Source organism: Curtobacterium sp. GC_Cur_3 (assembly GCF_026544205.1).
Lineage (GTDB): Bacteria > Actinomycetota > Actinomycetes > Actinomycetales > Microbacteriaceae > Curtobacterium.
Genome location: NZ_JALNUI010000005.1, coordinates 108457 through 130163, shown reverse-complemented (window position 1 = coordinate 130163; position 21707 = coordinate 108457). Strand labels below are relative to the sequence as shown.

At 72.6% G+C, this 21707-nt stretch carries 25 protein-coding genes; 10 read left to right on the top strand and 15 right to left on the bottom strand.

The annotated features are described in order from the left end of the window. Positions 1-133: 133 nt before the first annotated feature. A complete protein-coding gene (glgX, locus tag OXR63_RS04120) occupies positions 134-2152 on the bottom strand; it encodes a glycogen debranching protein GlgX (RefSeq protein ID WP_267420267.1) in 2019 nt (672 codons plus the stop codon). A gap of 116 nt (positions 2153-2268) precedes the next feature. Here glgX and OXR63_RS04115 point away from each other — a divergent pair, with 116 nt between their 5' ends. The 3 genes from OXR63_RS04115 to OXR63_RS04105 are packed head-to-tail and all read left to right on the top strand — an operon-like array spanning position 2269 to position 4525. Next, positions 2269-3045, top strand: a complete 777-nt coding sequence (locus tag OXR63_RS04115) for a glycosyltransferase family 2 protein (RefSeq protein ID WP_267420265.1) — start codon at positions 2269-2271, stop codon at positions 3043-3045. Next, positions 3042-3899 (top strand): endonuclease/exonuclease/phosphatase family protein, encoded by an 858-nt coding sequence (locus OXR63_RS04110; protein ID WP_267420264.1) that lies wholly within the window; start codon positions 3042-3044, stop codon positions 3897-3899. Before OXR63_RS04115 ends, OXR63_RS04110 begins: the two co-directional genes overlap by 4 nt. Further along, positions 3896-4525 (top strand): hypothetical protein, encoded by a 630-nt coding sequence (locus OXR63_RS04105; RefSeq protein WP_267420262.1) that lies wholly within the window; start codon positions 3896-3898, stop codon positions 4523-4525. Before OXR63_RS04110 ends, OXR63_RS04105 begins: the two co-directional genes overlap by 4 nt. On the opposite strand, the gene OXR63_RS04100 is transcribed toward OXR63_RS04105, so the two are convergent. Continuing rightward, on the bottom strand, positions 4507-5295 hold the full coding sequence (locus OXR63_RS04100; protein WP_267420261.1) for an SDR family NAD(P)-dependent oxidoreductase: 789 nt from the start codon (positions 5293-5295) through the stop codon (positions 4507-4509). The two genes, OXR63_RS04105 and OXR63_RS04100, sit on opposite strands and share 19 nt — an antisense overlap. A 93-nt stretch (positions 5296-5388) precedes the next feature. On the opposite strand from OXR63_RS04100, the gene OXR63_RS04095 reads away from it, so the two are divergent. Next, positions 5389-5565, top strand: a complete 177-nt coding sequence (locus OXR63_RS04095) for a hypothetical protein (RefSeq protein ID WP_267420259.1) — start codon at positions 5389-5391, stop codon at positions 5563-5565. 10 nt (positions 5566-5575) lie between these two features. Here OXR63_RS04095 and OXR63_RS04090 read toward each other — a convergent pair whose 3' ends face one another. Continuing rightward, a complete protein-coding gene (locus OXR63_RS04090; RefSeq protein ID WP_267420258.1) occupies positions 5576-6142 on the bottom strand; it encodes a hypothetical protein in 567 nt (188 codons plus the stop codon). A gap of 136 nt (positions 6143-6278) precedes the next feature. On the opposite strand from OXR63_RS04090, the gene OXR63_RS04085 reads away from it, so the two are divergent. Then, the gene (locus OXR63_RS04085) at positions 6279-6764 is read left to right on the top strand and encodes a DUF4126 family protein (RefSeq protein WP_267420257.1); all 486 of its coding nucleotides are present in this window, start codon (positions 6279-6281) and stop codon (positions 6762-6764) included. Positions 6765-6851: 87 nt separating this feature from the next. Here OXR63_RS04085 and OXR63_RS04080 read toward each other — a convergent pair whose 3' ends face one another. After that, a complete protein-coding gene (locus tag OXR63_RS04080) occupies positions 6852-7631 on the bottom strand; it encodes an SGNH/GDSL hydrolase family protein (RefSeq protein ID WP_267420256.1) in 780 nt (259 codons plus the stop codon). A gap of 141 nt (positions 7632-7772) precedes the next feature. Beyond that, on the bottom strand, positions 7773-8753 hold the full coding sequence (locus OXR63_RS04075) for an aldo/keto reductase (protein ID WP_267420255.1): 981 nt from the start codon (positions 8751-8753) through the stop codon (positions 7773-7775). Positions 8754-8903: 150 nt separating this feature from the next. Between OXR63_RS04075 and OXR63_RS04070 the strand changes: the two genes are divergently transcribed. Further along, positions 8904-9923, top strand: coding sequence for an SDR family NAD(P)-dependent oxidoreductase (locus OXR63_RS04070; protein ID WP_267420254.1), 1020 nt, complete (start codon positions 8904-8906; stop codon positions 9921-9923). A gap of 9 nt (positions 9924-9932) precedes the next feature. On the opposite strand, the gene OXR63_RS04065 is transcribed toward OXR63_RS04070, so the two are convergent. Together OXR63_RS04065 and OXR63_RS04055 are read right to left on the bottom strand one after the other, a co-directional pair. Next, positions 9933-10478, bottom strand: coding sequence for a TetR/AcrR family transcriptional regulator (locus OXR63_RS04065; protein ID WP_276584930.1), 546 nt, complete (start codon positions 10476-10478; stop codon positions 9933-9935). After that, positions 10475-11101, bottom strand: coding sequence for a TetR/AcrR family transcriptional regulator (locus OXR63_RS04055; protein ID WP_267420253.1), 627 nt, complete (start codon positions 11099-11101; stop codon positions 10475-10477). Before OXR63_RS04055 ends, OXR63_RS04065 begins: the two co-directional genes overlap by 4 nt. 90 nt (positions 11102-11191) lie before the next feature. On the opposite strand from OXR63_RS04055, the gene OXR63_RS04050 reads away from it, so the two are divergent. Next, a complete protein-coding gene (locus OXR63_RS04050) occupies positions 11192-11923 on the top strand; it encodes an SDR family oxidoreductase (protein WP_267420252.1) in 732 nt (243 codons plus the stop codon). Between the two features lie 101 nt (positions 11924-12024). Here the strand turns inward: OXR63_RS04050 and OXR63_RS04045 are convergent, their stop codons facing one another. The 4 genes from OXR63_RS04045 to OXR63_RS04030 all read right to left on the bottom strand — a co-directional run bounded on the left by OXR63_RS04045 (position 12025) and on the right by OXR63_RS04030 (position 15684). Next, complete coding sequence (locus OXR63_RS04045; RefSeq protein ID WP_267420251.1) at positions 12025-12903, bottom strand: aldo/keto reductase; 879 nt, start codon at positions 12901-12903, stop codon at positions 12025-12027. Positions 12904-12968: 65 nt separating this feature from the next. Continuing rightward, on the bottom strand, positions 12969-13562 hold the full coding sequence (locus OXR63_RS04040; RefSeq protein ID WP_374116060.1) for a YdeI/OmpD-associated family protein: 594 nt from the start codon (positions 13560-13562) through the stop codon (positions 12969-12971). A 16-nt stretch (positions 13563-13578) separates the two neighbouring features. Further along, on the bottom strand, positions 13579-15093 hold the full coding sequence (locus OXR63_RS04035) for an FAD-binding oxidoreductase (protein ID WP_267420248.1): 1515 nt from the start codon (positions 15091-15093) through the stop codon (positions 13579-13581). Between the two features lie 63 nt (positions 15094-15156). Continuing rightward, complete coding sequence (locus OXR63_RS04030) at positions 15157-15684, bottom strand: acyl-CoA thioesterase (protein ID WP_267420246.1); 528 nt, start codon at positions 15682-15684, stop codon at positions 15157-15159. Between the two features lie 129 nt (positions 15685-15813). Here OXR63_RS04030 and OXR63_RS04025 point away from each other — a divergent pair, with 129 nt between their 5' ends. Further along, the gene (locus tag OXR63_RS04025) at positions 15814-16800 is read left to right on the top strand and encodes an aldo/keto reductase (RefSeq protein WP_267420244.1); all 987 of its coding nucleotides are present in this window, start codon (positions 15814-15816) and stop codon (positions 16798-16800) included. Positions 16801-16857: 57 nt separating this feature from the next. Here the strand turns inward: OXR63_RS04025 and OXR63_RS04020 are convergent, their stop codons facing one another. Continuing rightward, a complete protein-coding gene (locus OXR63_RS04020) occupies positions 16858-17340 on the bottom strand; it encodes an FBP domain-containing protein (protein WP_267420243.1) in 483 nt (160 codons plus the stop codon). A 204-nt stretch (positions 17341-17544) separates the two neighbouring features. Then, positions 17545-18267, bottom strand: coding sequence for a methyltransferase domain-containing protein (locus tag OXR63_RS04015; protein ID WP_267420242.1), 723 nt, complete (start codon positions 18265-18267; stop codon positions 17545-17547). 35 nt (positions 18268-18302) lie between these two features. Between OXR63_RS04015 and OXR63_RS04010 the strand changes: the two genes are divergently transcribed. Continuing rightward, positions 18303-18509 (top strand): hypothetical protein, encoded by a 207-nt coding sequence (locus OXR63_RS04010; protein WP_267420240.1) that lies wholly within the window; start codon positions 18303-18305, stop codon positions 18507-18509. Between the two features lie 21 nt (positions 18510-18530). On the opposite strand, the gene OXR63_RS04005 is transcribed toward OXR63_RS04010, so the two are convergent. Further along, positions 18531-19436 carry a helix-turn-helix transcriptional regulator gene (locus OXR63_RS04005; protein WP_194659502.1) on the bottom strand — a complete coding sequence of 302 codons (906 nt, stop codon included), beginning with the start codon at positions 19434-19436 and terminating at the stop codon, positions 18531-18533. A 102-nt stretch (positions 19437-19538) separates the two neighbouring features. Between OXR63_RS04005 and OXR63_RS04000 the strand changes: the two genes are divergently transcribed. After that, positions 19539-20369 carry an oxidoreductase gene (locus tag OXR63_RS04000; RefSeq protein ID WP_267420238.1) on the top strand — a complete coding sequence of 277 codons (831 nt, stop codon included), beginning with the start codon at positions 19539-19541 and terminating at the stop codon, positions 20367-20369. Between the two features lie 72 nt (positions 20370-20441). Here the strand turns inward: OXR63_RS04000 and OXR63_RS03995 are convergent, their stop codons facing one another. Then, a complete protein-coding gene (locus tag OXR63_RS03995) occupies positions 20442-21692 on the bottom strand; it encodes a hemolysin family protein (protein ID WP_267420236.1) in 1251 nt (416 codons plus the stop codon). Between the last annotated feature and the right edge of the window lie 15 nt (positions 21693-21707).

Sequence of the window (21707 nt, the reverse complement as noted above, 5' to 3'; positions counted from 1 at the left end):
CGGGAGGCTCCCCACCAGCTGGTGGGGAGCCTCCCGTCTGTCAGTCATCGCGTCTCCGCAGCCGCAACGCGTCGGGTTCGGGCCCCGACGCGGGGCGGCCGCAGGACGCGGCTCAGGCCACTGCCGCTCTGGGTCAGGCCAGCGCGGTGAACGACGCGTCGCGCACCAGCAGCGTGGTCGCGTCGCCGTCGAGCTGCTGCTCCGGGTCGCTCGAGAGCCCGAGCGACCAGGTGCCGCCGCCCGGCTTCTCCGGCAGGGTGAACTCGACCGTGGTCTCGGACGCGTTCAGCAGCACGGAGACCGAGTCGTCGCCCTGCTCCAGCACGAGCATCACGGCACGGTTGCCGCCGTCGGCCCAGTCGCCGTCCTCGAAGCCCGCGTTGTCGGCGCGGAGCACCGAGACCGTGGACTCCGAGTGACCCGGCGCGGTGCGGTACCACTCGGGGCGGAGCGCCTCGTGCTGCTGGCGGAACGCGATCGCCGACGTGGTGAAGGCGAGCAGGTCCTGGTCCACCGCGGCCCAGTCGAACCACGAGATCTCGTCGTCCTGGCAGTAGGCGTTGTTGTTGCCGCCCTGCGACCGGGCGATCTCGTCGCCGCCGAGGATCATCGGCACACCGGCCGAGAGCATCAGGGTGCCGAGGAAGTTCCGACGCTGGCGGTCGCGGTAGTCGTTCACCGCGCCGTCGTCCGTCGGGCCCTCGATGCCGCCGTTGAACGACGTGTTGTCGCTCTCCCCGTCGTTGTTGTCCTCGCCGTTCGCCTCGTTGTGCTTCTCGGCGTACATCGTGAGGTCGGCGAGCGTGAAACCGTCATGGGCGGTCACGAAGTCGACCGAGCAGAGCGGCGAACGGCGCGATCCCTCGTAGACGTCGGGGCTGCCGAGGACGCGCTGCACGGCGTCGCCCAGTGCACCCTCGTCGCCGCGCCAGAACGCGCGGAGGTCGTCGCGGTACTTCCCGTTCCACTCGGACCAGTCGGCCGGGAAGCCGCCCACCTGGTAGCCGGCGGTGTCCCACGGCTCGGCGATCATCTTGACCTCGCGGAGCACCGGGTCCTGGTGGATGATGTCGAGGAACGCGGAGTGCTTCTCGGCCTCGCCGTCCTGGCGGGTCAGGGTCGTCGCCAGGTCGAAGCGGAAGCCGTCGACGTGCATCTCCTCGACCCAGTAGCGCAGCGAGTCCATGATCAGACCGAGCGCGGTCGGGTGGCCGACGTTGAGCGAGTTGCCGGTGCCGGTCGTGTCGAAGTAGTTCGCCTCGCCACCCTCCACGAGCCGGTAGTACGACGCGTTGTCGATGCCCTTGAAGGACAGCGTCGGGCCCATGTGGTTGCCCTCGGCGGTGTGGTTGTAGACGACGTCCATGATGACCTCGAGCCCCGCGGCGTGCAGGGCCTTGACCATCTCCTTGAACTCGACGACCTGCTGGCCGGCCGTGCCCGTGGACGAGTACTCGTTGTGCGGCGCGAAGAAGCCGATGGAGTTGTAGCCCCAGTAGTTGCGCAGGCCCTTGTCGACGAGCGTCGAGTCCTGGACGAACTGGTGCGTGGGGAGCAGCTCGACGGCCGTGACCCCGAGGTCGACGAGGTGCTTGATCGCCGCCGGGTGCGCCATGCCGGCGTAGGTGCCGCGGATCTCCTCGGGCACGTCGGGGTGCTGCTTCGTGAAGCCCTTGACGTGCACCTCGTAGAAGACGGTGTCGGCCAGGTCGGTGCCCAGGCGGGTGTCGCCCTGCCAGTCGAAGGAGCGGTCGGCGACGATCGAGCGCGGCATCGCGGAGGCCGAGTCGGTCTCGTCGATCTGCTCGGGCTCGTTCATGTCGTGGCCGAAGAGCGCCTGGCCCCACTCGTACTCACCGTCGATCGCGGTGGCGTAGGGGTCGAGCAGCAGCTTGGCGCCGTTGTGGCGCAGGCCGTTCGCCGGGTCCCATGCGCCGTGCACCCGGAAGCCGTAGCGGGTGCCGATGGCGACGTCCGGCACGATGTCGTGGAACGTGTAGCCCGTGCGCTGCGTCAGCTCGGTGCGGTGTTCGGTGCCGTCCTCGTCGAAGCGGCAGAACTCGACCCGCTCCGCGGTGCTGGAGAACAGGGCGACGTTGGCGCCGCCGTCGACGAGGGTCACGCCGAGCGGTGTGCGCGAAGAAGTGGTCATGGTCCCAGTTCTACCGACGTGGTGCTGTGTCCGAGGCTCGTCGTCGTACCCCGGCGCGCCGAACGGCCATCCGCGACAGGACCAGCGCTCAGCCCGGTCTTGGTTGGCTGGGGGGCATGCGTTCCGTCACCGTCGTCATCCCGGTGCTCGACGACGCCGACCAGCTCCGAGCCTGCCTGGCCTCCCTCGCCGCCCAGACGGTGCTCCCGACCGAGGTCATCGTCGTGGACAACGGCAGCTCGGACGGCAGCGCCGAGGTCGCGCGTGCCGCCGGGGCCGTCGTGCTGCACGAGCCCGTCCGCGGCATCGCGTCCGCCGCCAGCCGCGGCTACGACGCCGCGTCGGGCGAGGTCATCGCCCGGGTCGACTCCGACTCGGTGCTCCCCAGCGACTGGATCGCCCGCGGCACCGCCCGGTTCGCCGACCCGCTCGTCACGGCGGTCACCGGGCCCGGTCGGTTCCGGGACCTCCGCCCCGTGGCCAGGACCGTGTGGCAGGTCGCGTACATGGGGGCGTACTTCACGCTGATGACCGCAGCGCTCGGTCGTCCGCCGCTGTTCGGCTCGAACATGCTGATGCGGCGCTCCGCGTGGCTGGCGATCCGGCACCGCGTGCACCACGACCCGATGGTGCACGACGACATCGACCTCTCGATCCAGTTCGACCCGACCTGGCGCACCGTCCTCGACCTCGGGCTCGTCGCGTCCGTGTCCAGCACGCCCGTGCAGGACCCGTGGGGCCTGGTCGTCCGGACCCGCAAGGCCGCGCGGACCATGCGGGTCTCCGGGATGCGGGCGTTCACCCCGGCCCGCATCATGCGCCGCGTGCTCGTCGGCACGCGTCCGGTCCGCGTCGTGCGGCAGCCGGACCGGGCGTCGGTCCAGCAGCCGTGACGCCCGACGACGCCCCGGTCGTGGGCCCCGTCGCCGCGCCGGCCCTGCACTGCATGACCTTCAACGTGCGCCGACCGATGCCGCACCTCCGCGCCATGCATCCCGACACCTGGGCGCGGCGGGCCCCGGCGGTTGCCGCGCTGGTCCGGTCCGAAGCACCCCACCTGCTGGCTGTCCAGGAGGCCGTGCCCACCCAGGTGCAGCACCTCACCGCCGCCATGGGGTCGCGGTGGACGGCCGTGGTCGCGGACCGACAGGGCGCCGACGGCACGACCGGCGGCGAGCACGTCGGGGTCGTCGTCGACACCGACCGACTCGAGGTGGGCACCACGACCACCGTCGCCCTCGGGCCGGACCGCTCCCGGGTCGGCAGCCGGGCCTGGGGTGCGCCCTTCCCCCGCATCGCGGTGCTCGTCGAGCTCGAGGACCGGGTCACCGGCGTCCGCTTCGTCGCCCTCGCCACCCACGTCGACCCGTTCTCGCCGCTGGCGCAGGTCCGGTCCGCGCGGCTCGTCGGTGCGCTCGTACGGGAGACCGGGTTGCCCGCCGTGGTGCTCGCCGACTGGAACGCCGGGGAGCGGTCACCGGCCGCCAGGGTCCTCACCGCCGAGGGACTTGACGACACCTGGGACCGCGTGCCCGAGCGGGACCGACCCGCGAGCGTCTGCACCTACGCCCACTACCGGGAACCGCGACCGGGCGGCCCCCGCCTCGACCGCGTCCTGGTCACCCGCGACCACCCCGCCGCCCGTGCCGTCGTCGAGCGCGTGGCCGTCTCGACCCGTCGACCCGGTGGCGTCTGGCCGTCCGACCACACCCCCGTGCACGCCGTCATCCGATGGGAGACCCCGTGACGAGCATCCTCCGCACCGCAGGACCGACCTTCCTCCGGCGCCCCCGTGGCACCGAGTGGGTCGCGGACGTCCTGCGGGTCCTGACGCTCCTCAGCATCCCGGGCGCGACGCTCGGCTGGGGACCGATCGCCTTCGCGGTGATGTCCCTGACGCTCTTCGGCGTGGTCGTCCCGCGCATCCTCGGACTCCGCCCGGGCTTCGACGTCGCACTGTGCCTGCTCGCCCTGGTGGCCGGGTGGAGCAGCGCCCTCGAGTGGTACACGACCGTCCCCGGCTGGGACAAGGCCATCCACTTCCTGCTCGTCGGTGCGCTCGCCGTGCTTGTGGTCGTCATCGCGTCGGACCTCGGGATCCTGCCCGACGCCACGCGGATGCGGCTCGTCGTCGCGGTCGTCGTCTGCGGGACCGTCGGCCTGGCGATCGGCGCCGTGTGGGAGATGTTCGAGTGGGTCGGCCACAACTACCTCGACTCCACGATCTTCGTCGGGTACGACGACACGATCGGGGACCTGCTCGCCGACGGTGGCGGCGCCGTGGTCGTCGGCATCGTCGCCCGCTGGTGCGCGTCCGACCGGCGGATCATCCAGCCGCCCGTCCGGTCCTGGCGTCAGTCGCCCGCGGTGTAGAGCGCCGACATCCGGGCCATCAGCCCGCGCGGCACGAACCGGTGCGCGCTCGCGATGACCGTGTTGCCGAGGCCCGACACGACGGTCGGACCGCCCGCCCGCGCGAAGGCCCGGAGCCCGACGGCGGCGACCTGCTCCGCGGTCTGTCGTCCGCCCTCGAGCGACGAGCTGCCCGCGGCGTCGAAGAACCCCGTCTCGGTCGGCCCCGGGCAGAGAGCGAGCACACGGACACCACGGCCGCGGGTCTCCTGCCAGATCGCCTCGGTCAGGGAGAGCACGAAGGCCTTCGTCGCGCCGTAGACGCCCATGCCCGGTGTCGGCTGGAACGCCGCGGTGGAGGCGACCGTCATCACGCCACCGACCCCGCGCGCGAGCATCCCCGGCAGGAACGCGTGCACGAGCCGGGTGACCGCGGTGATGTTCAGCGCGATCTGGGTCCGGTTCCGCTCCTCGGAGTCGTCGACGAAGTCACCGTGCGACCCGAGACCGGCGTTCGCCACGACGATGTCCACCCGGCTGCCGGCCAGGGACGTGATGACGTGGTCGACGCCGGCGTCGGTGGACAGGTCGGCGACGAGGACCTCCGCGCGCACCCCGTGGTCACGGCGGACCCGGGCGGCGACCGCCTCGAGCTTGTCGGCCGACCGCGCCACCAGGACGAGGTCGCTGCCGCCACGGGCGAGTCCGACGGCGAGCGCTTCGCCGATGCCCCCGCTCGCTCCGGTGACGAGGGCGCGGCGGGCACGGAAGGGCTGCTTCTGGGGGGCCATGCACCCTGCCTACACGTCCACGGCGCTCCGCAGCCCAACCCGGCGGTGGCAACACCTTGCACTGGAATGCGAGATGCCACTACCGTGGCCGTCATGCGCGTTCCGGTGGCGATCGTGGTCAGTCTCGTCCTCGTCGCCGCCAGCGTCGCCATCACGGTCGCCCCTGGTGACCTGCCCGGTTGGATGAGCAGGGTCCTCGCCGGTCTCGCCCTGTTCGGAGCGATCGTGTACCTCGGGTCCGCCATCCGCGGCCGTCACCGGAGGCCCTGACCGGGTCGGGTCACTCGGGCGTCGAGACACCCCGACGCAGGATCGCGGCGGCGGCCCGGGCGCGCGGGATGACGACGACGGCGCTCCACAGCCCGAGCCCGGTCCACAGCCCGCAGAGCAGCAGCGTGATGACCCATCCGTGCTGACTCCGCATCGACCAGGACATCGCGAACCACAGCACCGCGGTCAGGATCTTCCCCCAGCCGGCGACCTGCCGGTCGGCCTGCCCGTGCAGCAGCGGGATCCACTCCGTCGCGGGGACGTCGATCGGCACCCGGCCGTCGGAGATCCAGCGCTGCACCGCACTCGCCCGCTTGTAGCCGCCCTCGATCCGCCACGAGCGCAGCAGCAGCACGACGCCGAGCGTCCCGCCGACCGCCGCGGCCGGCACACCGACGGACACCAGCACGCCCGTGGTCGCCGCGGTCCACGAGGACAGCACGAGCATCACGAACACCAGGGCGAACGCGGCCCCGGAGACGGCTGCCCCGAGGAGCCGGAGCCGACCGGCCTCGTCCACGGCACCCACCCGCGCCCGCGGGGCAGCGGTGGCGCGGATGCGGTCGGCGTCGGTCACGGTGGTCCTGTTCGTTCGGGGGACCCCATGACTACACCGCGCCGCTCGGCGGACGTCGTGCGCCCGACCGTGGACATCCCGGTGCGGCGGCCAGGTCCCGTGGGTAGCGTCGACCACGATCTTGTGAGGAGACCCCATGGCGAAGAACACGAAGCACACCGGTACGAAGGCCCTGCTGCTCGGCATCCTGACGGGTGGCCGCAGCGCCACCCCGCTCGCACTCCTGGCGCTCAACCGCGACCGCAAGGAGCTGTCCGGCGCGTGGCAGGACTGGCCCGCGTTCCGCACGCCGCTCGGACGCGGCCTGCTCATCGCCGGCGCCGTCGGCGAGATCATCGGTGACAAGCTCCCGATGACCCCGAGCCGCACCGCCGCGACCGGCCTGATCGGCCGCGCCACCTCCGGCGCGTTCGTCGGGCTGGCGATCGGCACGACCGGCAAGCGCGACCGCCGGGTCGAGGGCGCGATCCTCGGGGCGATCGGAGCCGTCATCGGCAGCTACGTCGGACTGCTCGCCCGGAAGTCCGTCACGAAGACGACCGGCCTGCGCGACCCGCTGGTGGCGCTCGCCGAGGACGCGGCGGTCATCGCCGGCACGACGAAGGTGCTCACCTCGCGCTGACCCGCGACCACACGACGCAACAGGAGGCTCGGCGCACCACGTGTACCGGGCCTCCTGTTGCGTCCCGGGGTGCGTCCAGGACCCCGCTCAGGCGCGCGCGGTCTGCGCGGCAGCCGTGATGGCCGCGGCGAAGCGGCCGGCGATCGCGTGGTTCGCCGCGGTCGTGGGGTGGATGCCGTCCGTGGAGGTCCCGGGGACCCAGGAGCCGTCGCGCTCGCGGTCCGCGGCGAACGGGTCGGTCTCGCTCCACCCGTGGCGGCGCGCGTCGACGACCAGGGCCCGGTCGAGCGTGGCGTTGCCCGTCCGACGGTCGACGCCCCACAGGCTCGTCGTGTGGTCCGACGGCGGCGCCGCGACCAGGAGCACGTGCGGCGCTGCGACCTGCGCCACCAGGCGGTCGACGTCCCGCAGCGTCGTCGCGGTCGGCACGTGCTGGTTCACGTCGTTCGTCCCCAGCTCCACGACCAGGACGTCCTCGCCGTGCACGATGGGCATCCGGGCGAGCACCTGGTCCGAGCGGTACCCGCTGTGGGCGTAGCCACCGACGGCCCGGACGACCGCTTCCCCGGCAGGTGTGGCGGCCAGGTCGCGCAGCCACGAGCCGGGCCGGGCGGTGATCGAGTCGCCGGCGTAGGCGAAGGGCACCGAGTGGCCGCCCGCTGCGCCGAGGGCCCCGGTGAGGACCTGGTCCGGGGTGTGGCGGAGCTCGGCGGCCCGCGCGGCCACCACCCGTGCGGCCTGCGGACCGGTCACGTCGGTGGTCGACCCGTACGCGGCGACCGCCGGGTGCGCGACGATCAGCGCCGTCGGGACGGCGAGCAGAGCAGCGGCCAGTGCGGCGGTGACGAGGACGTGGCGCACGCGCATGGTGGTTCCCGATCGGTCAGAGGGTGTGGGATCACCGTAGGACCGGGCCGGGCGCTGCACGCCGTGGGATCGATGGGAAGGGGCGGCGGTTCCTGAAGCACCTCCGAGCAGTGGCTGGGAGGCGCTCCAGGCCGCCGGGGGTCACCAGCGCTCGTGCACCGTCGCGCGGAACCAGCGGTCGTAGAGGTCACGCACGGTCGCGTCGAGGTCGGCCGGGGTGTCGAGGGACCCCGCCTGGGCGTTGGAGCGGGCCTGCTCGGCGTTGCGGGCACCGGGGATCGCGGCCGTGACGCCGTCCTGCGCGATGATCCACGCGAGTGCGGCCTGCGGCACGGAGACGCCGTCGGGCAGGGCGGCGGCGAACTCCTGCGCGGCACGGACGCCGTCCTCGAAGGGCACCCCGCTGAAGGTCTCGCCCTGGTCGAAGGCCTCGCCGTGGCGGTTGTACGTGCGGTGGTCCTCCGGGGCGAACTCGGTGTCCGTCGTGTACTTGCCGGAGAGCAGCCCCGATGCCAGCGGGACGCGCGCCAGGATCGCGACCCCGGCCTCCCGGGCGGCGGGCAGGACCGCGTCCAGCGGCTTCAGCCGGAACGCGTTGAGGATGATCTGGACGCTCGCGACGTTCGGCCGCGCGATCGCGGTGAGCGCCTGGTCCGTGGTCTCGACGCTGACGCCGTAGGCGGCGATCGAGCCGTCGGCGACCAGCGCGTCGAGGGCGTCGTACACGGCGTCGTCGGAGAACACCGCGGTCGGCGGGCAGTGCAGCTGCACCAGGTCGAGCGTGTCCTGCTGCAGGTTGGTGCGCGACCGGTCGACCCAGGTGCGGAAGTTGGCGGCGACGTAGTTGTCGGGGGTCTGGTCGGCGCGACGGCCCATCTTCGTCGTGACGGTGACGCCCGAGCCCGGGTTCGCCTGCATCCAGCGGCCGATGAGTGACTCGCTCGTGCCGTCGCCGTACACGTCGGCGGTGTCGAACAGGGTGACGTCGGCCTCGGCGGAGGCGTCCATCACGGCGAAGGCGTCCTCGTCGGCGACGGGACCCCAGTCACCGCCGAACTGCCAGGTGCCGAGACCGATGGAGGAGACTTCGCGGCCGGTGCGGCCGAGGGTGCGTCGCTGCATGGGTCCGAAGGTAGTCGCCCGCACCGGGGCACTCGTGCGGCCAGTGTCGGACGGGGTTGAACACGCAGGTTCAACACTGTTGAATGATGCTGTTCAACAGTGTTGAACCACAGCCCCGGTCGCTGACGACCGGCCGACGAGAGGACTCCCATGCCCGGACACGACGTCACCCTCACCGCTGGATCCACGATCGGGACCTGGCTCGACCACCCGGTCGGCAGCGGTCTCATCCGTGGGCTGCTCACGCGGGCCGGGGTCGGCGAGGAGATGCTGGCGCCGGTGCGGACGCTCCCCCTGCAGCAGATGGTCGCGATGTCGAACGGGCAGATGCCGCAGTCCGCGGTCGATGACCTGGTCCGCGCCGCGAACGACGGCGTCATCCCCGACGTCGTCGACGACGACGGCGCGTGGCGCGAGCAGGTCACCTCCGGTCGCTTCGCGGGACGCACGGTCGTGGTGACCGGTGCCGCCTCCGGCATCGGTCGGGCCACGGCATCCCGCATCGTGCGCGAAGGCGGGCGGGTCGTCGCGGTCGACGTGTCGGCCGAGCGGCTCGCCGAGTTCGCGGACGCCGTGGGCACCGGCTCCGTCGTCACGGTCACCGGTGACATCACGCGGCAGGAGGACGTCGACGCCGTCGTGGCCGCGGCCGGGGACCGGATCGACGCCCTCGCGAACATCGCCGGCATCAACGACGACTTCTCCCCGCTGCACGAGACCAGCGACGCGATGTGGGACCGCGTCATCGGGGTGAACCTGACCGGGGCGTTCAAGCTCTCGCGGGCGGTGCTGCCCGTGATGGTCGCCGCCGGACGCGGGTCGATCGTGAACGTCGCGTCCGAGGCCGGCCTCCGGGGCAACGCGTCGGGGAACGCCTACACGGTGTCCAAGCACGGCGTCGTGGGCCTGACGAAGAGCGCCGCGTTCATGTACGGGCCGCACGGCATCCGCGTGAACGCCGTCGCGCCGGGCGGTGTGGCCACGGGCATCCCGATGCCGGCCCACGTGTCCGAGGCGGGCGCCGCCCGGCTCGGGCCGTTCCAGGCCGCGATCCCGACGCTCGCCACCGCCGAACAGCTCGCCGCCTCGATCACGTTCCTGCTCAGCGACGACGGGGTCAACGTCAACGGTGCCGTGCTGGCGTCGGACGGCGGGTGGTCCGTCCAGTGAGACCGGTCGTCACGCCGGTGTGACGAGCTCCTGCACGACGTGGCCGTAGTGCCGCACGACGTCGTGACGATCGGCGGCGAGGAGGGTCTCGTCGCCGATCACCCACAGCGAGTACAGCAGCCCGGCGACGGCCGCCGCGGCGAGTGAGGCGCGCAGGTCGGCGTCCGGGCCCGACATCTGCGTCAGCAGCGGGGCGACGACCGACCGCTGGTGCTGGCGACGGAGCTCCGAGCCGATGGCGTCCGAGTCGCTCGCGTGGATCAGCGCGAGGTAGGTCGCCCGGACCTCCGGTGCGGCGTCGAGCAGGTAGGCGATGAACCGCTCGCCCACCGTGGACGCCGGGCCTTCGGTGAGGGGGAACGGCGGGAGCCGGTCGGCCATGGCGGCGACGAAGAGCCCGTCCTTCGAGCCGAAGTGGTGGATCACCAGGGCGGCGTCCGCACCGGCGTCACGGCCGATGTCCCGCAGCGAGGTGCCGCCGTACCCGTGCGCGACGAAGAGCTCCGCGGCGGCGGTGAGGATCGCGTCCCGCTTGGTCGGGCGGACGTCGGTCATCGTGTGGCCGTCGCGGGCCGGTGCGGGGCGGCCGGCGTGGCAGGTGCGGCGCTGTCGTGGCTGAACAGGCCCGCGGTCGCCAGGCGCACCCGGCGTCTGGCCTGCTCCTGGTCGTCCCCGAAGCGGTCGACGCCCCACGACAGCGTGGTGAGCAGCTCGAAGACGTCCTCGGCGCTCGCCGTGTCCGTCGCGCTGCCCTGCGTCCGAGCATGCTGCAGGAACACGTCGGTGCGCTCCGTCAGCCGGGCGCAGACGTCCTGCACCGGCGACTGGTCGTCCCCGATGGCGCTGGCGATGCAGGTCGGCAGGTTCTGCCAGATGCGGAGCTGCCACGTGACGCGGAACATCCACTCGTGCAGGGCGTCGTCGGCCGGCAGCGACTCGAGCTCGCGCGACTCGTCGAGGACCGCGTGGACGCTGTCGGCCATGACCGCAGCGAGCAGGTCGTCCCGCGTCGGGAAGTTCCGGTAGAACGTCGCGTTGCCGACCCCGGCTGCCGTGGCGATGCCGTCGATCGGGGCGAGGATGCCGTCGGTCTCGAAGACCTGTCGTGCGGCCGCGGTGATCGCGTCGCGGTTCCGGCGTGCATCCGCGCGCAGGGGCTTCGCGGTCGTCGACGTCACGGCACACCTCGCTTGACTCAAGTGGGGACTGTCCCCACATAATGATCCGGGGAGCATCCCCGCTTCCCGGATCAACCTACAGGAGTGACCATGACTGAGCGACTCGACGGCCGGACCGTGCTCGTGACCGGAGCGAACGGAGGCCTCGGCGAGGAGTTCGTCCGCCAGGCCCTGGAGCGTGGTGCGACCAAGGTCTACGCCACGGCACGGTCCCCGCGGCAGTGGGACGACGAGCGCGTGGTGCCGCTCGTGCTCGACCTGACCGACGCGGAGTCCATCGCCGCCGCAGCGCGGACCGCGTCCGACGTGGACCTGCTCGTCAACAACGCGGCGATCGCCCCGGCGTCGGACACGTCCGTCGCGGCCGCGGACGAGGACGTCCTCCGGACGGTGTTCGAGACGAACGTCTTCGGCACGATCCGGGTCTCCGGGGCCTTCGCACCGGTGCTCGCGGCGAACGGCGGCGGTGCCGTGCTGACCGTGCTCTCCGCCGCCGCGTGGATCCCGCTCCCCACGGTCTACGCGGCCTCGAAGGCGGCGGCGTGGTCCGCGACGAACGGCCTCCGGACCGAGCTGGCCGGGCAGGGCACCACGGTCACCGGCGTGCTCGTCGGCATGATCGACACGGCGATGGGTGCGCGCTTCGACGTCCCGAAGACCAGCCCGGAGCGCGTCGTGGCACAGTCGCTCGACGGCGCGGTGACCGGCGCGTACGAGGTGCTCGCCGACGACGACACCCGCATGGTGAAGGGGCTGCTGAGCCGCCCGGCGGAGGACCTCGGCGCGGCGACGGCACAGGCGATGGCGGCCCTGGCCTCCTGACCGATGACATGACGGATCCGGTCGGCGATCCCGCAGGATCGTCGACCGGATCCGTCGACGCTCGATCCGGGTTCCGCTGTCGCCAGCGGAGCCCGGTCAGGTCACTCGTGCAGCCCGGCGAGCTCCTGGAACTCGTCGTCGGTGAGCTCGACCGTCGCACCGGCGAGGTTGTCCTCGAGGTGGTCGACGCTCGACGTGCCGGGGATCGGCAGCATCACCGGGGAGCGCTTGAGCAGCCAGGCCAGGGCGACCTGCGCGGGAGTGGCCTGCTTGCGCTCGGCGAGCTCGGTCAGCGGGGAGTCCTCGCCGGTCAGGCCACCGGTCGCGAGCGGGAACCACGGGATGAAGCCGATGTCCTGCTCCTCGGACCAGTCGAGCAGCGCCTCGGAGGACCGGTCGGTGAGGTTGTAGAGGTTCTGAACGGAGACGATCGTCGCGATCTCCTGCGCTGCCTTGACCTCGTCGACGGAGACCTCGGACAGGCCGATGTGGCGGATCTTGCCCTCGTCCTGCAGCTTCTTCAGCTCGCCGACCTGGTCCTCGAGCGGGACCTTCGGGTCGATGCGGTGCAGCTGGAACAGGTCGATGCGCTCCAGGCCCAGGCGGCGGAGGCTCATCTCGGCCTCCTGACGCAGGTACTCCGGGCGACCGACCGGCGGCCACTCGTTCGGGCCGGTGCGGGTCAGGCCGGCCTTGGTCGCGATGACGACGTCGTCGCCGTACGGGTGCAGGGCCTCCTTGAGGAGCTCCTCCGCGACGTAGGGGCCGTAGGAGTCGGCGGTGTCGAAGAAGTTCACGCCGAGCTCGACGGCGCGCTTGAGCACGCGGATCGCCTCGTCGTGGTCCTTCGGCGGTCCCCAGACCCCGGGGCCGGTGAGCTGCATGGTGCCGTAGCCGAGGCGGTTGACCTCGAGGTCGCCACCGATGCGGAAGGTGCCGGAGGCGTCGGCCGGACGTGTCGTGGTGTCGGTGTTCGTCATGACCCCGGTCTACGCCGTCTCCGCGAACGCACAGTGAGCAACAGGAGACGTTCTGTCCCCCGACCTCAGCGTGTCGGGCGCGGGTACGGGGTCTCGCCGCGGTCGAGCATGCCGACGAGCTTGGCCAGCCGGGCCGCGCGGGCCGTGGCGCTCGGGGCGGTCATGACGCGGTGCAGGACGGCGTACCGGTTCGTGGCGTCGAGCTCGGCGAACAGGGCGGCGGCAGCGGGTGCGGCGTCGAGCGCAGCGACGAGGTCGTCGGGCACCGTGGCGGTCGCCGAGCCGGCATAGGCACGGTCCCACCGGCCGTCGGCCTTGGCTCGGTCGACCTCGGCCTGGCCGCGCTCCCGCATCCGCCCCTGCGCGACGAGCGTCGCGACCAGGCCGATGTTCCGCTCCGACCACAGCGAGGCCTTCCGCCGGGGCGTGAACCGCTGCAGGAAGGTCGCCGCGTCGTTGCTCCGTTTCTGCCCGTCGATCCAGCCGGAGCAGAGCGCCTCGTCGAGGGCCTGTGCGTACGTCAGGGTCGTCGGCCCCGCGGTGCCCTTCTTGGCGAGGGCGAGCCAGACGCCGTCCGAGTCGTCCTCGTGCTGGTCGAGCCAGGCGCGCCAGGCGGCGGCGTCGGCGACGACGAACGGCTCGATGTCCATGTCGGTCATCGTAGGACGACACGGCTCACACCCAGTGCGGCTGCGCGAACACCCCGTCCGGGTCGGCCTGCTCGGCGATGCGGTGCAGCCGCGAGGTGTTCACGTCGAAGTACGCCGACGGGTCCGTGATCGCCGCGTCGCAGTAGTTCGCGTACGCCCCGTCACCCCACGCGGGTCGCATCGCCGCACGGAAGCCGCGCACGTACCGGTCGAACGGCGCCGGGTCCGCGCCGTTCGCGAACACGGCCGTGTACTGCACGGTGCACAGCGCCGTTCGCCACGGGAAGGGGCTGTCGGTCCGGCCGACGTCCGCCACGACACCGCCGAGGGCGTCGAGGGACACCCCACCCTCCGCCATGCCGGCGACCGACCCGGACCGCTCGGCCTGCTGCACGAGGACCGCGATCTGCGCGTCCGTCAGGGCCGTCGTGCCGATCGACGACGTGGCCGCCTCGGACACCCGCACCGGCTTGCCGGCGAGTTGCTGCATCGCCTGGCCGTACGTCAGCTCGTCCGCGGTGTGCCGGGTCGGCGTCGCACCGGTCGCGGCGATGAACCCGTCGACCGAGGCATCGGCGCCGGACTTCGCCCCGGTCCACACGCCGGTCACCGTCACGGACGGGCCGCTGGCGTGCCGTTCGCCGCCCAGGAGCTTCAACGTCGACCACAGCTGCCGGTCCGCCTGCGGCGCCCAGTCCTGCCACGCACGCACCACCCCAGCGGCGGCCGACCAGGGGAAGGCGATCTCGAAGAGCAGGACGGGAGGCGCGGGCTGGGTCCGGAACGTCAGGCTCGTCACGACGCCCACCGTCCCGCCACCCCCGCCGCGACAGGCCCAGAAGAGGTCCGGTTCCCGGGACGACGAGACCTCGTGCACGGCGCCGTCCGCCGTGACGATCGTGGCTCCGGTGAGCTGGTCCGAGGTCAGGCCGAACGAGCGGACGAGCACGCCGACACCTCCGCCGAGCGTCAGGCCGCCGATGCCGACGGTCGGGCACGACCCCGCACCGATCGCCCGACCGGCCTTCGCCAGGGCGGCGTAGACGTCGGCGAGCTGCGCGCCGGGGCCGATCGTCACCGACTCCCCCAACACCTGGACGTCGTCGAGCGCCGCGGTGCTGATCACGAGCGAGCGTGGGACGTCCGTGCCGGCAGCGCCGCCGGCCGACCAGCCCGTGTACGAGTGCCCGCCGGCCCGGAGCGCGACCGGCGTGCGGGTGTTCCGCGCGAAGGCGAGCCCGGCGACGACGTCGTCGGCGTTCGCCACGCGGAGGATGCCCTGCGGGTCGGCGTCGTCGTACCGGGGGTTCTCGAGCACGCGCGCCGTGTCCCAGCCCTGTGCGCCCGACCGGAGCACCGCCCCGGTGGTCGCCGCGGCCAGCGCGTCCCAGGTGTCCGGACCGGAGCCCGTCGACGGGGTGCTCGCGCTCGTGCTGGGCATCGGCGTCCCGCTCGCTCCCGAGGTCGTCGTGCCGGACGGTGTCGGTGCCGGGGACCCGCCGCTGCACGCGGCCAGGACCCCGGCGATGCCGAGTCCCACGCCCCCCGCGATGAGTCCCCTGCGTGTGGTCGTGCTCCCCGATGGTTCCGTCACCGGACCTGTCTACCCCGCGGTGGAGCTGATCCGGACGGCGTCGGCCCAGGCGCGGACCCACTCCGGCAGCACCAGGTCCGACGGAGCACCCCCGACGGCGTCGAGCAGCTCGGCGGAGGCCACGGTCCCGCCGGCCGTCCGGAGGAACCGGGCCTGCACGACCGCCCGGGCCACGACGGTCCCGCGCCGGACGAACGTCTGCTCGATGTACGTCGCCCGCTCGTCCACGCCGAGCACCCGCGTGACCAGGTCGAACCGCTGCCCGAGCGTCAGCGACCGCTTGTACGTGATCGTCTGCGCCGCCACCACCGGGTACCAGCCCCGTCGGGTCAGGTCGCTCCAGAACCCTGACCGGATCATCAGGTCGAGCCGCCCGAGGTCGAGCAGCGCCAGGTACCGGGCGTTGTTCATGTGCCGGAGCGGGTCGAGGTCGGTGAGGGTCACCCGGAACGGGGTCCGCGCCTCGCCCCACAGCGACCGTCGCGGCGCTCGCCGGGTGCGGAGGTGCAGGAGCAGCAGACGGAAGTACAGGTTCACCCCCCGATCAGACCAGGTCCGCCGTGCCGGTCCCCGGACCCTTGGAGGAACCACACCATGCGGGGCCGCTCGTGACGGGTACGACCGGTGCCTCCCTCCAACCCGGGTGCGCGGAGTAGACCGGGAGACATGCAGACACGCAAGCTCAGTGACCTCGAGGTCGGCCCGATCGGCCTCGGAACGATGGGGATGAGCGCCTTCTACACGGGCGCCGGCACGGACGACGACGAGTCGGTCCGCACCATCCACCGCGCGATCGACCTCGGTGTGACGCTCTTCGACACCGCCGAGGCCTACGGCCCCTACACGAACGAGGAGCTCCTCCGCCGGGCCCTCGCCGACCGCCGCGACGACGTCGTCATCGCGACGAAGTTCGGCCTGATCACCCACGAGGCCGGGGAGACGACCCCGGCAGCCGGCCGCGGCATCAGCTCCGCGCCGGAGTCCGTGCGGGAGGCCCTCGAGGGTTCGCTCCGCCGCCTCGGCACCGACCACATCGACCTCTACTACCAGCACCGCGTCGACCCGGCGGTCCCGATCGAGGACGTCATCGGCCAGCTCGCCGAGTTCGTCCAGGAGGGCAAGATCCGCCACATCGGGCTCTCCGAGGCGAGCGCCGCGACCATCCGCAAGGCGAACGCCGTCCACCAGATCACGGCCCTGCAGAGCGAGTACTCCCTCTGGACGCGCGACCCCGAGGGCGACGTGCTCGACACCCTCCGCGAGCTCGGCATCGGCCTGGTCCCGTACTCGCCGCTCGGCCGCGGGTTCCTCACCGGCGCGATCACGAAGCCCTCGGACCTCGACGCCGACGACTTCCGCCTGGCGAACCCCCGCTTCCAGCAGGAGGCCTTCGAGACGAACATGCGCATCGTCGACGAGGTCAAGCACGTCGCGGACGAGGTCGGCGGCACCCCCGCCCAGGTCGCCCTCGCGTGGCTGCTCGCGCAGGGCGACGACGTCGTGCCGATCCCCGGCACGAAGCGCGTCTCCCGCCTCGAGGAGAACGTCGCCGCGGCGGAGGTCACCCTGAGCGCGGAGCAGGTCGAGCGCCTCTCGGCCCTGCCCGCCCCGACCGGTGACCGCTACCCCGACATGTCGAGCATCGACCGCTGACGCAACCCGAAGACTGACAGGAGGTTCGGTGCCGGCTGGCACCGAGCCTCCTGTCCGTCACAGGTCGGTGGCGAAGCCGGCCGCGCGGAGCTGCAGGTCCTCGATCCGGCGGAGCCGGGCGGCCTCGAGGTCGAAGCCCTCGTAGGCCAGGGGCGGGGTCCTCCTGACGTTCGCCGAGCACTGGAAGTCCTGGCAGACCAGCGTGCCGACGGTGTTGCCGTTGCGACCGGCCGGACCGGACCGCTTGGCGCTGTGGAACACCACGTCGTTCGGCAGTCTGACGTCCTGGCACCACGAGCACTGGGCTCGGGAACGCGGCGAGGCCTCGGCCTGCCGGAGCAGGACGCCGATCAGGTCGCCTTCGAGGGTCGGCACGACGACGGACGCGCGACGAGGACTCTTCGGGTCGCGCCACCCGAGGAAGTCGAGCGCGTCCCAGTCCAGGGTCGCGAAGTCGGCGGGCAACGTCAGGTCACTCGTCTCCCTGCGGGAGGCGTTGACGAAGGACGCGCGGATGGTCTTCTCGCTGATGGGCAGCATGGTGAGCCGTTCTGTGGTGCCACCCGGGGCGCTCGTGCGCCGCACCGGGCGGGTGTTCTGGGAGGGAACGACGACGGGGGCCACGTCGACGACGTGACCCGGGGCGTCAGGCCCTGATGCCGGCGTGGACGCCGACGACCTCCTCAGAACGGTTGCTCACGGCACCAGCCTACGAGGCGGTGTCAAGACGAACGCGTCAGCGTGTCAGGGCGTCGCGGTCAGCAGGACGAGCGAGCCGTCGTGGGACGGACGGACCCGGAGCGCCCCGTGCCGGTCGTCCCAGGCGCCGGACTCGAGCGCGGTGCGGAGAGCGGCGACCGAGCGGGCGGCGCTCATCTCGTCGACCAGGCCCCAGGCGTCGTCGGCTCGCCGCGCGGCCGGGTCGAGCAGGCGCTCGGGCCGGCCGTAGTACGCCTCGGAGAACCCGTCGACGCACGTGAAGGGGATCGGCACACGGGTCGTGGTGACGTCCCCGCCGAGGGCTTCGGCGATGCGGTCGAGGCTCGGGTGGCGCCGGGCGTCGGCGGCCGTCACCTCGGGGGCGTACTCGGCGAGCCAAGAGCTCTGGATCCGGGCGGGGTCCCGCGTCAGGACGACCACGGGGCCACGCGCCACGCGCCGCATCTCGACCAGTCCACGGTCGAGGTCCTCCCATCGGGGGATGGTGAACGCGGTCATCGCGGCGTCGAACGTGTCGTCGGGGAAGGGCAGATGCGCGATCGGCTCGACGGTGGTGACGTCCCGGTCGTGCGGCTCGTACGACACGGCATCGGCGTCGGCGCTCACGTGCAGCACCGTGCGGGCGTCCCCGAGTGCGGCCTTCAGCGCCCGGGCGAAGGCGGGTTCCGGGCGGCGCCACCGGGTGCTGTCCACGCCGGTGCTGCCCTGGTCGGCGGTGCCCGCCGTTCCGTCCGCGCGCCTGGTCACGCGGCTCAGCCTACGGCGGCCGCTAGGGTCGGCACATGATCGCCGACTCCGGTTTCAGCTTCGTCTTCATCGTCTACGGCCTGCTCCTGCTCGCCGTCGTCGTGCTCGTCATCGCGCTCATCGTGCTGTCGGTCACCGCGACCCGCGTGCTGCGGCTGTCCGCACAGGAACGGGTGCTGCGCATCGAGCAGCTCCGAGCCGCCGCGCTCGACGCCGGCGACGAGGACCCGACCGCCATCTGACGGTCGGGTGGTACAGACTGCTCAGTCGACCGACTCGGACTCCGTGGCCCGGGCCGCTGCGAGCTGCTCCGCGCGTTCCGTCGCCGCCCAGGTCCCGAGGAGCGCGAGCGAACGCTCCGACTCCGACCCCGGCTCGGCGCTGTACGTGAACATCGTCAGGCCCTGGTCCGCGACGAGGTCGAGCGCCTCGTAGTCCAGGTCGAGCGCACCCACGACCGGGTGGCTGATCCGCTTCTTGCCGGTGCGGTGCAGGCGGACGTCGTGCTCGGCCCACCACGAGCGGAACTCCTCGCTGCGGGTGGAGAGCTCCCCGACGAGCGTCACGAGCCCGGGTTCGCAGGGGTTGGCGACAGCCGCGGCGCGCAGGATCGCGACGGAGTCCCGCGCGGTCTGGGACCAGTCGACGAAGAACGTCCGCGCGGCGGGGTCGAGGAACGTGAAGCGCGCGGTGTTCACGGGGCGACCGGGCCCGGCGAACATCGGCGCGTACAGGGCACGGCCGAGCTCGTTCGCCGCGAGGACGTCCCCGCGCTCGTTCCGCACCCACGCCGGCGCACCGGTGATGGCGTCGAGGAGTCGTTGCACGCCGGGACGGATCCGGGTCGGCATGGTCTTGTGCATGGTCTTCACGCCGGAGTTCGCGAGCCGGGCGAGGTCCCACAGGTGGGTGCGCTCGTCCTCGTCGAGCTGCAGTGCCCGCGCCAGCCCCTCGAGCACGCTGTCGGAGACGCCCTTGAGCGTCCCGCGTTCGAGCCGCGTGTAGTAGTCGACGCTCACGCCCGCGAGCATCGCGACCTCGTGCCGCCGCAGCCCGGGCACCCGTCGGACCCCACCGCCGAACGACGGCATGCCCGCCTGCTCGGGCGAGATCCGAGCCCGCCGTGTGGACAGGAAGTCGCGGATCTCCCCGCGCACGTCGATACCCATGCGGCCCAGGCTACGTGCTGGTGCCGCGAGCGTGACAGGCACTGGCCGTACCTGGCCCCGCCGCCCCTGGCACACACCGGACGAGGGGCGTTGCATGGAGCCATGACCGACACCACCTGGTTCATCACCGGCTGCTCCACCGGACTCGGACGCGCGTTCGCCGAGGCCGTCCTCGCTGCGGGCGGCTCCGTCGTCGTCACCGCGCGCGACGCCTCCCGCGTGCAGGACATCGCCGACACCGCCCCCGACCGCGCTCTCGCCCTGGCGCTCGACGTCACCGACCCCGCTGCCGTCACGGCCGCGGTCGCCGCCGCCGAGGAGCGCTTCGGCCGCATCGACGTGCTCGTGAACAACGCCGGCTACGGGTACCGCGCCGCCGTCGAGGAGGGCGAGCCCGAGGCCGTCCAGACCCTCTTCGCCACCCACGTCCACGGCCCGACGGCCCTGATCCGCGCCGTGCTGCCCGGGATGCGCGCCCGCGGGACCGGCACGATCGTGAACATCTCCTCGATCGGCGCCCGCATCTCCCCCGAGGGCTCCGGCTACTACTCGGCGGTCAAGGCCGCGCTCGAGGCCCTGTCGCTCTCGCTCCGCAAGGAGCTCGCCCCGCTCGGCATCGACGTCATGGTCGTCGAGCCCGGCGGCTTCCGCACGGACTTCGCGGGCCGGTCGCTGACGCAGTCCGCCACCCCGATCGAGGCCTACGCCGACACCGCCGGCAAGCGCCGGATCGAGCACGACACCGCGCACGGCACGCAGGCCGGCGACCCGGCGAAGGCCGCGCAGGCGCTCATCACCGCGGTCGAGGCCGACCAGACGCCGTTCATGCTGCTCCTCGGCAACGACGCGTCGGACGGCTTCCGCGCCGCGCTGGACGCGCTGCGCGCCGAGGTCGACGCGTGGGAGTCGGTCAGCCGGAGCACCGACTTCTAGGGGTCCGGCTTCTCAGGTCCGCATCTGCCGGACGGGAGGCTCGTGGCGGCGTCGTCGTGAGCCTCCCGTCCGTCATCTGGCCGCGATCGTGACGCTGGCGACGCGGTGACCGTCCATGGCGGTCACCTCGAGGCGGTGGTCGCCGACCTCGACGACGTCACCGACGGCCGGGACGCGGTCCAGGTGCACCTGCACCAGACCGCCGACCGTCTCGTAGTCACCGTCGGGCAGGGCCGGTCCGCCGTCGGCGTGCAGGTCCTCGAGGACGGTCGCGCCGTCCACGTCGTCGCCCTCGGACACCGGGGCGTCGTACTCGTCGCGGATGCGGCCGACGAGGTCCTCGAGCAGGGCCTCGAGCGTGACCATCCCGGCGCTGCCGCCGTACTCGTCGACGACCAGGGCGATCTGCTGCCCGGCGGTCCGCATCTCGGTGATCGTGCTCGAGAGCGACTTCGTCTCCGGGAACGCGGGGACCGGTCGGGTGATCGTGGCGACGGATGCGGCAGGGTCCTCCGGTCGGAGGAGGTCGCGGAGGTGCACGAAGCCCGTGACCTCGTCCCGGGAGCCGCCCGTGACGACGTAGCGGGTGTGACCGAGGTCGAGCGCGCGGTCGGTGGCCTCGGCGATCGTCAGGTCGTCCTCGAGCGTGGCGACGTCGAACCACGGCCGCATGGACTCGCGGAGGATCCGGCCTTGCGCGTCGAGGGCACTGCGCGCGATGCGTCGACCCTGTTCGTCGATGGCGCTGTGGTCGGACACCAGGCCGCGGAGCTCCTCGGTGCTCATCGACTCGCTGCGCGCGTTCGGGTCGCCGCCGAGCAGCCGGACCACCGCGTTCGTGCTGGCGGACAGCAGCCAGATCACCGGGCGCATCAGGACCGCGAAGCGCTCGAGGGTCGGGACGACGGCCATCGAGAACCCCTCGGCGCGCTGCAGGGCCAGGCGCTTCGGCACCAGTTCGCCGAGGACGAGCGACAGGTAGGCGATGACGAGCGTCATCGCCACCAGGGCGACCGTCTCGGCCGTGGTCTGGGACAGCCCGAGGCCCTGGAACACCGGGGCGACGTCGGGGGCGATCGAGGACGCACCGTACGCGGCGGAGAAGAAGCCGGCGACCGTCACGCCGATCTGCACGGCGGACAGGAAGCGGTTCGGGTCACGACCGAGTGCGGCGACACGGGCGCCCCGGGTGCCGCGGTGCTCGAGCTGCTGGAGCTGGGACTCGCGGAGGGAGACGAGGGCGATCTCGGCGGCGGCGAACACCCCGCCGACCAGGACGAAGACGACGACGAGCGCGAAGGCGATCCAGGTGTCGGCGCCCATCAGCGGTGCGGGTCT

Excerpts from the sequence above, each read along its gene's own strand:
- glgX (WP_267420267.1), bottom strand. The coding sequence starts at position 2,152 with ATGACCACTTCTTCGCGCACACCGCTCGGCGTGACCCTCGTCGACGGC.
- OXR63_RS04115 (WP_267420265.1), top strand. The coding sequence starts at position 2,269 with ATGCGTTCCGTCACCGTCGTCATCCCGGTGCTCGACGACGCCGACCAG.
- OXR63_RS04100 (WP_267420261.1), bottom strand. The coding sequence starts at position 5,295 with ATGGCCCCCCAGAAGCAGCCCTTCCGTGCCCGCCGCGCCCTCGTCACC.
- OXR63_RS04095 (WP_267420259.1), top strand. The coding sequence starts at position 5,389 with ATGCGCGTTCCGGTGGCGATCGTGGTCAGTCTCGTCCTCGTCGCCGCC.
- OXR63_RS04085 (WP_267420257.1), top strand. The coding sequence starts at position 6,279 with ATGGCGAAGAACACGAAGCACACCGGTACGAAGGCCCTGCTGCTCGGC.
- OXR63_RS04080 (WP_267420256.1), bottom strand. The coding sequence starts at position 7,631 with ATGCGCGTGCGCCACGTCCTCGTCACCGCCGCACTGGCCGCTGCTCTG.
- OXR63_RS04075 (WP_267420255.1), bottom strand. The coding sequence starts at position 8,753 with ATGCAGCGACGCACCCTCGGCCGCACCGGCCGCGAAGTCTCCTCCATC.
- OXR63_RS04070 (WP_267420254.1), top strand. The coding sequence starts at position 8,904 with ATGCCCGGACACGACGTCACCCTCACCGCTGGATCCACGATCGGGACC.
- OXR63_RS04065 (WP_276584930.1), bottom strand. The coding sequence starts at position 10,478 with ATGACCGACGTCCGCCCGACCAAGCGGGACGCGATCCTCACCGCCGCC.
- OXR63_RS04050 (WP_267420252.1), top strand. The coding sequence starts at position 11,192 with ATGACTGAGCGACTCGACGGCCGGACCGTGCTCGTGACCGGAGCGAAC.
- OXR63_RS04045 (WP_267420251.1), bottom strand. The coding sequence starts at position 12,903 with ATGACGAACACCGACACCACGACACGTCCGGCCGACGCCTCCGGCACC.
- OXR63_RS04040 (WP_374116060.1), bottom strand. The coding sequence starts at position 13,562 with ATGACCGACATGGACATCGAGCCGTTCGTCGTCGCCGACGCCGCCGCC.
- OXR63_RS04025 (WP_267420244.1), top strand. The coding sequence starts at position 15,814 with ATGCAGACACGCAAGCTCAGTGACCTCGAGGTCGGCCCGATCGGCCTC.
- OXR63_RS04020 (WP_267420243.1), bottom strand. The coding sequence starts at position 17,340 with ATGCTGCCCATCAGCGAGAAGACCATCCGCGCGTCCTTCGTCAACGCC.
- OXR63_RS04010 (WP_267420240.1), top strand. The coding sequence starts at position 18,303 with ATGATCGCCGACTCCGGTTTCAGCTTCGTCTTCATCGTCTACGGCCTG.
- OXR63_RS04005 (WP_194659502.1), bottom strand. The coding sequence starts at position 19,436 with ATGGGTATCGACGTGCGCGGGGAGATCCGCGACTTCCTGTCCACACGG.
- OXR63_RS04000 (WP_267420238.1), top strand. The coding sequence starts at position 19,539 with ATGACCGACACCACCTGGTTCATCACCGGCTGCTCCACCGGACTCGGA.
- OXR63_RS03995 (WP_267420236.1), bottom strand. The coding sequence starts at position 21,692 with ATGGGCGCCGACACCTGGATCGCCTTCGCGCTCGTCGTCGTCTTCGTC.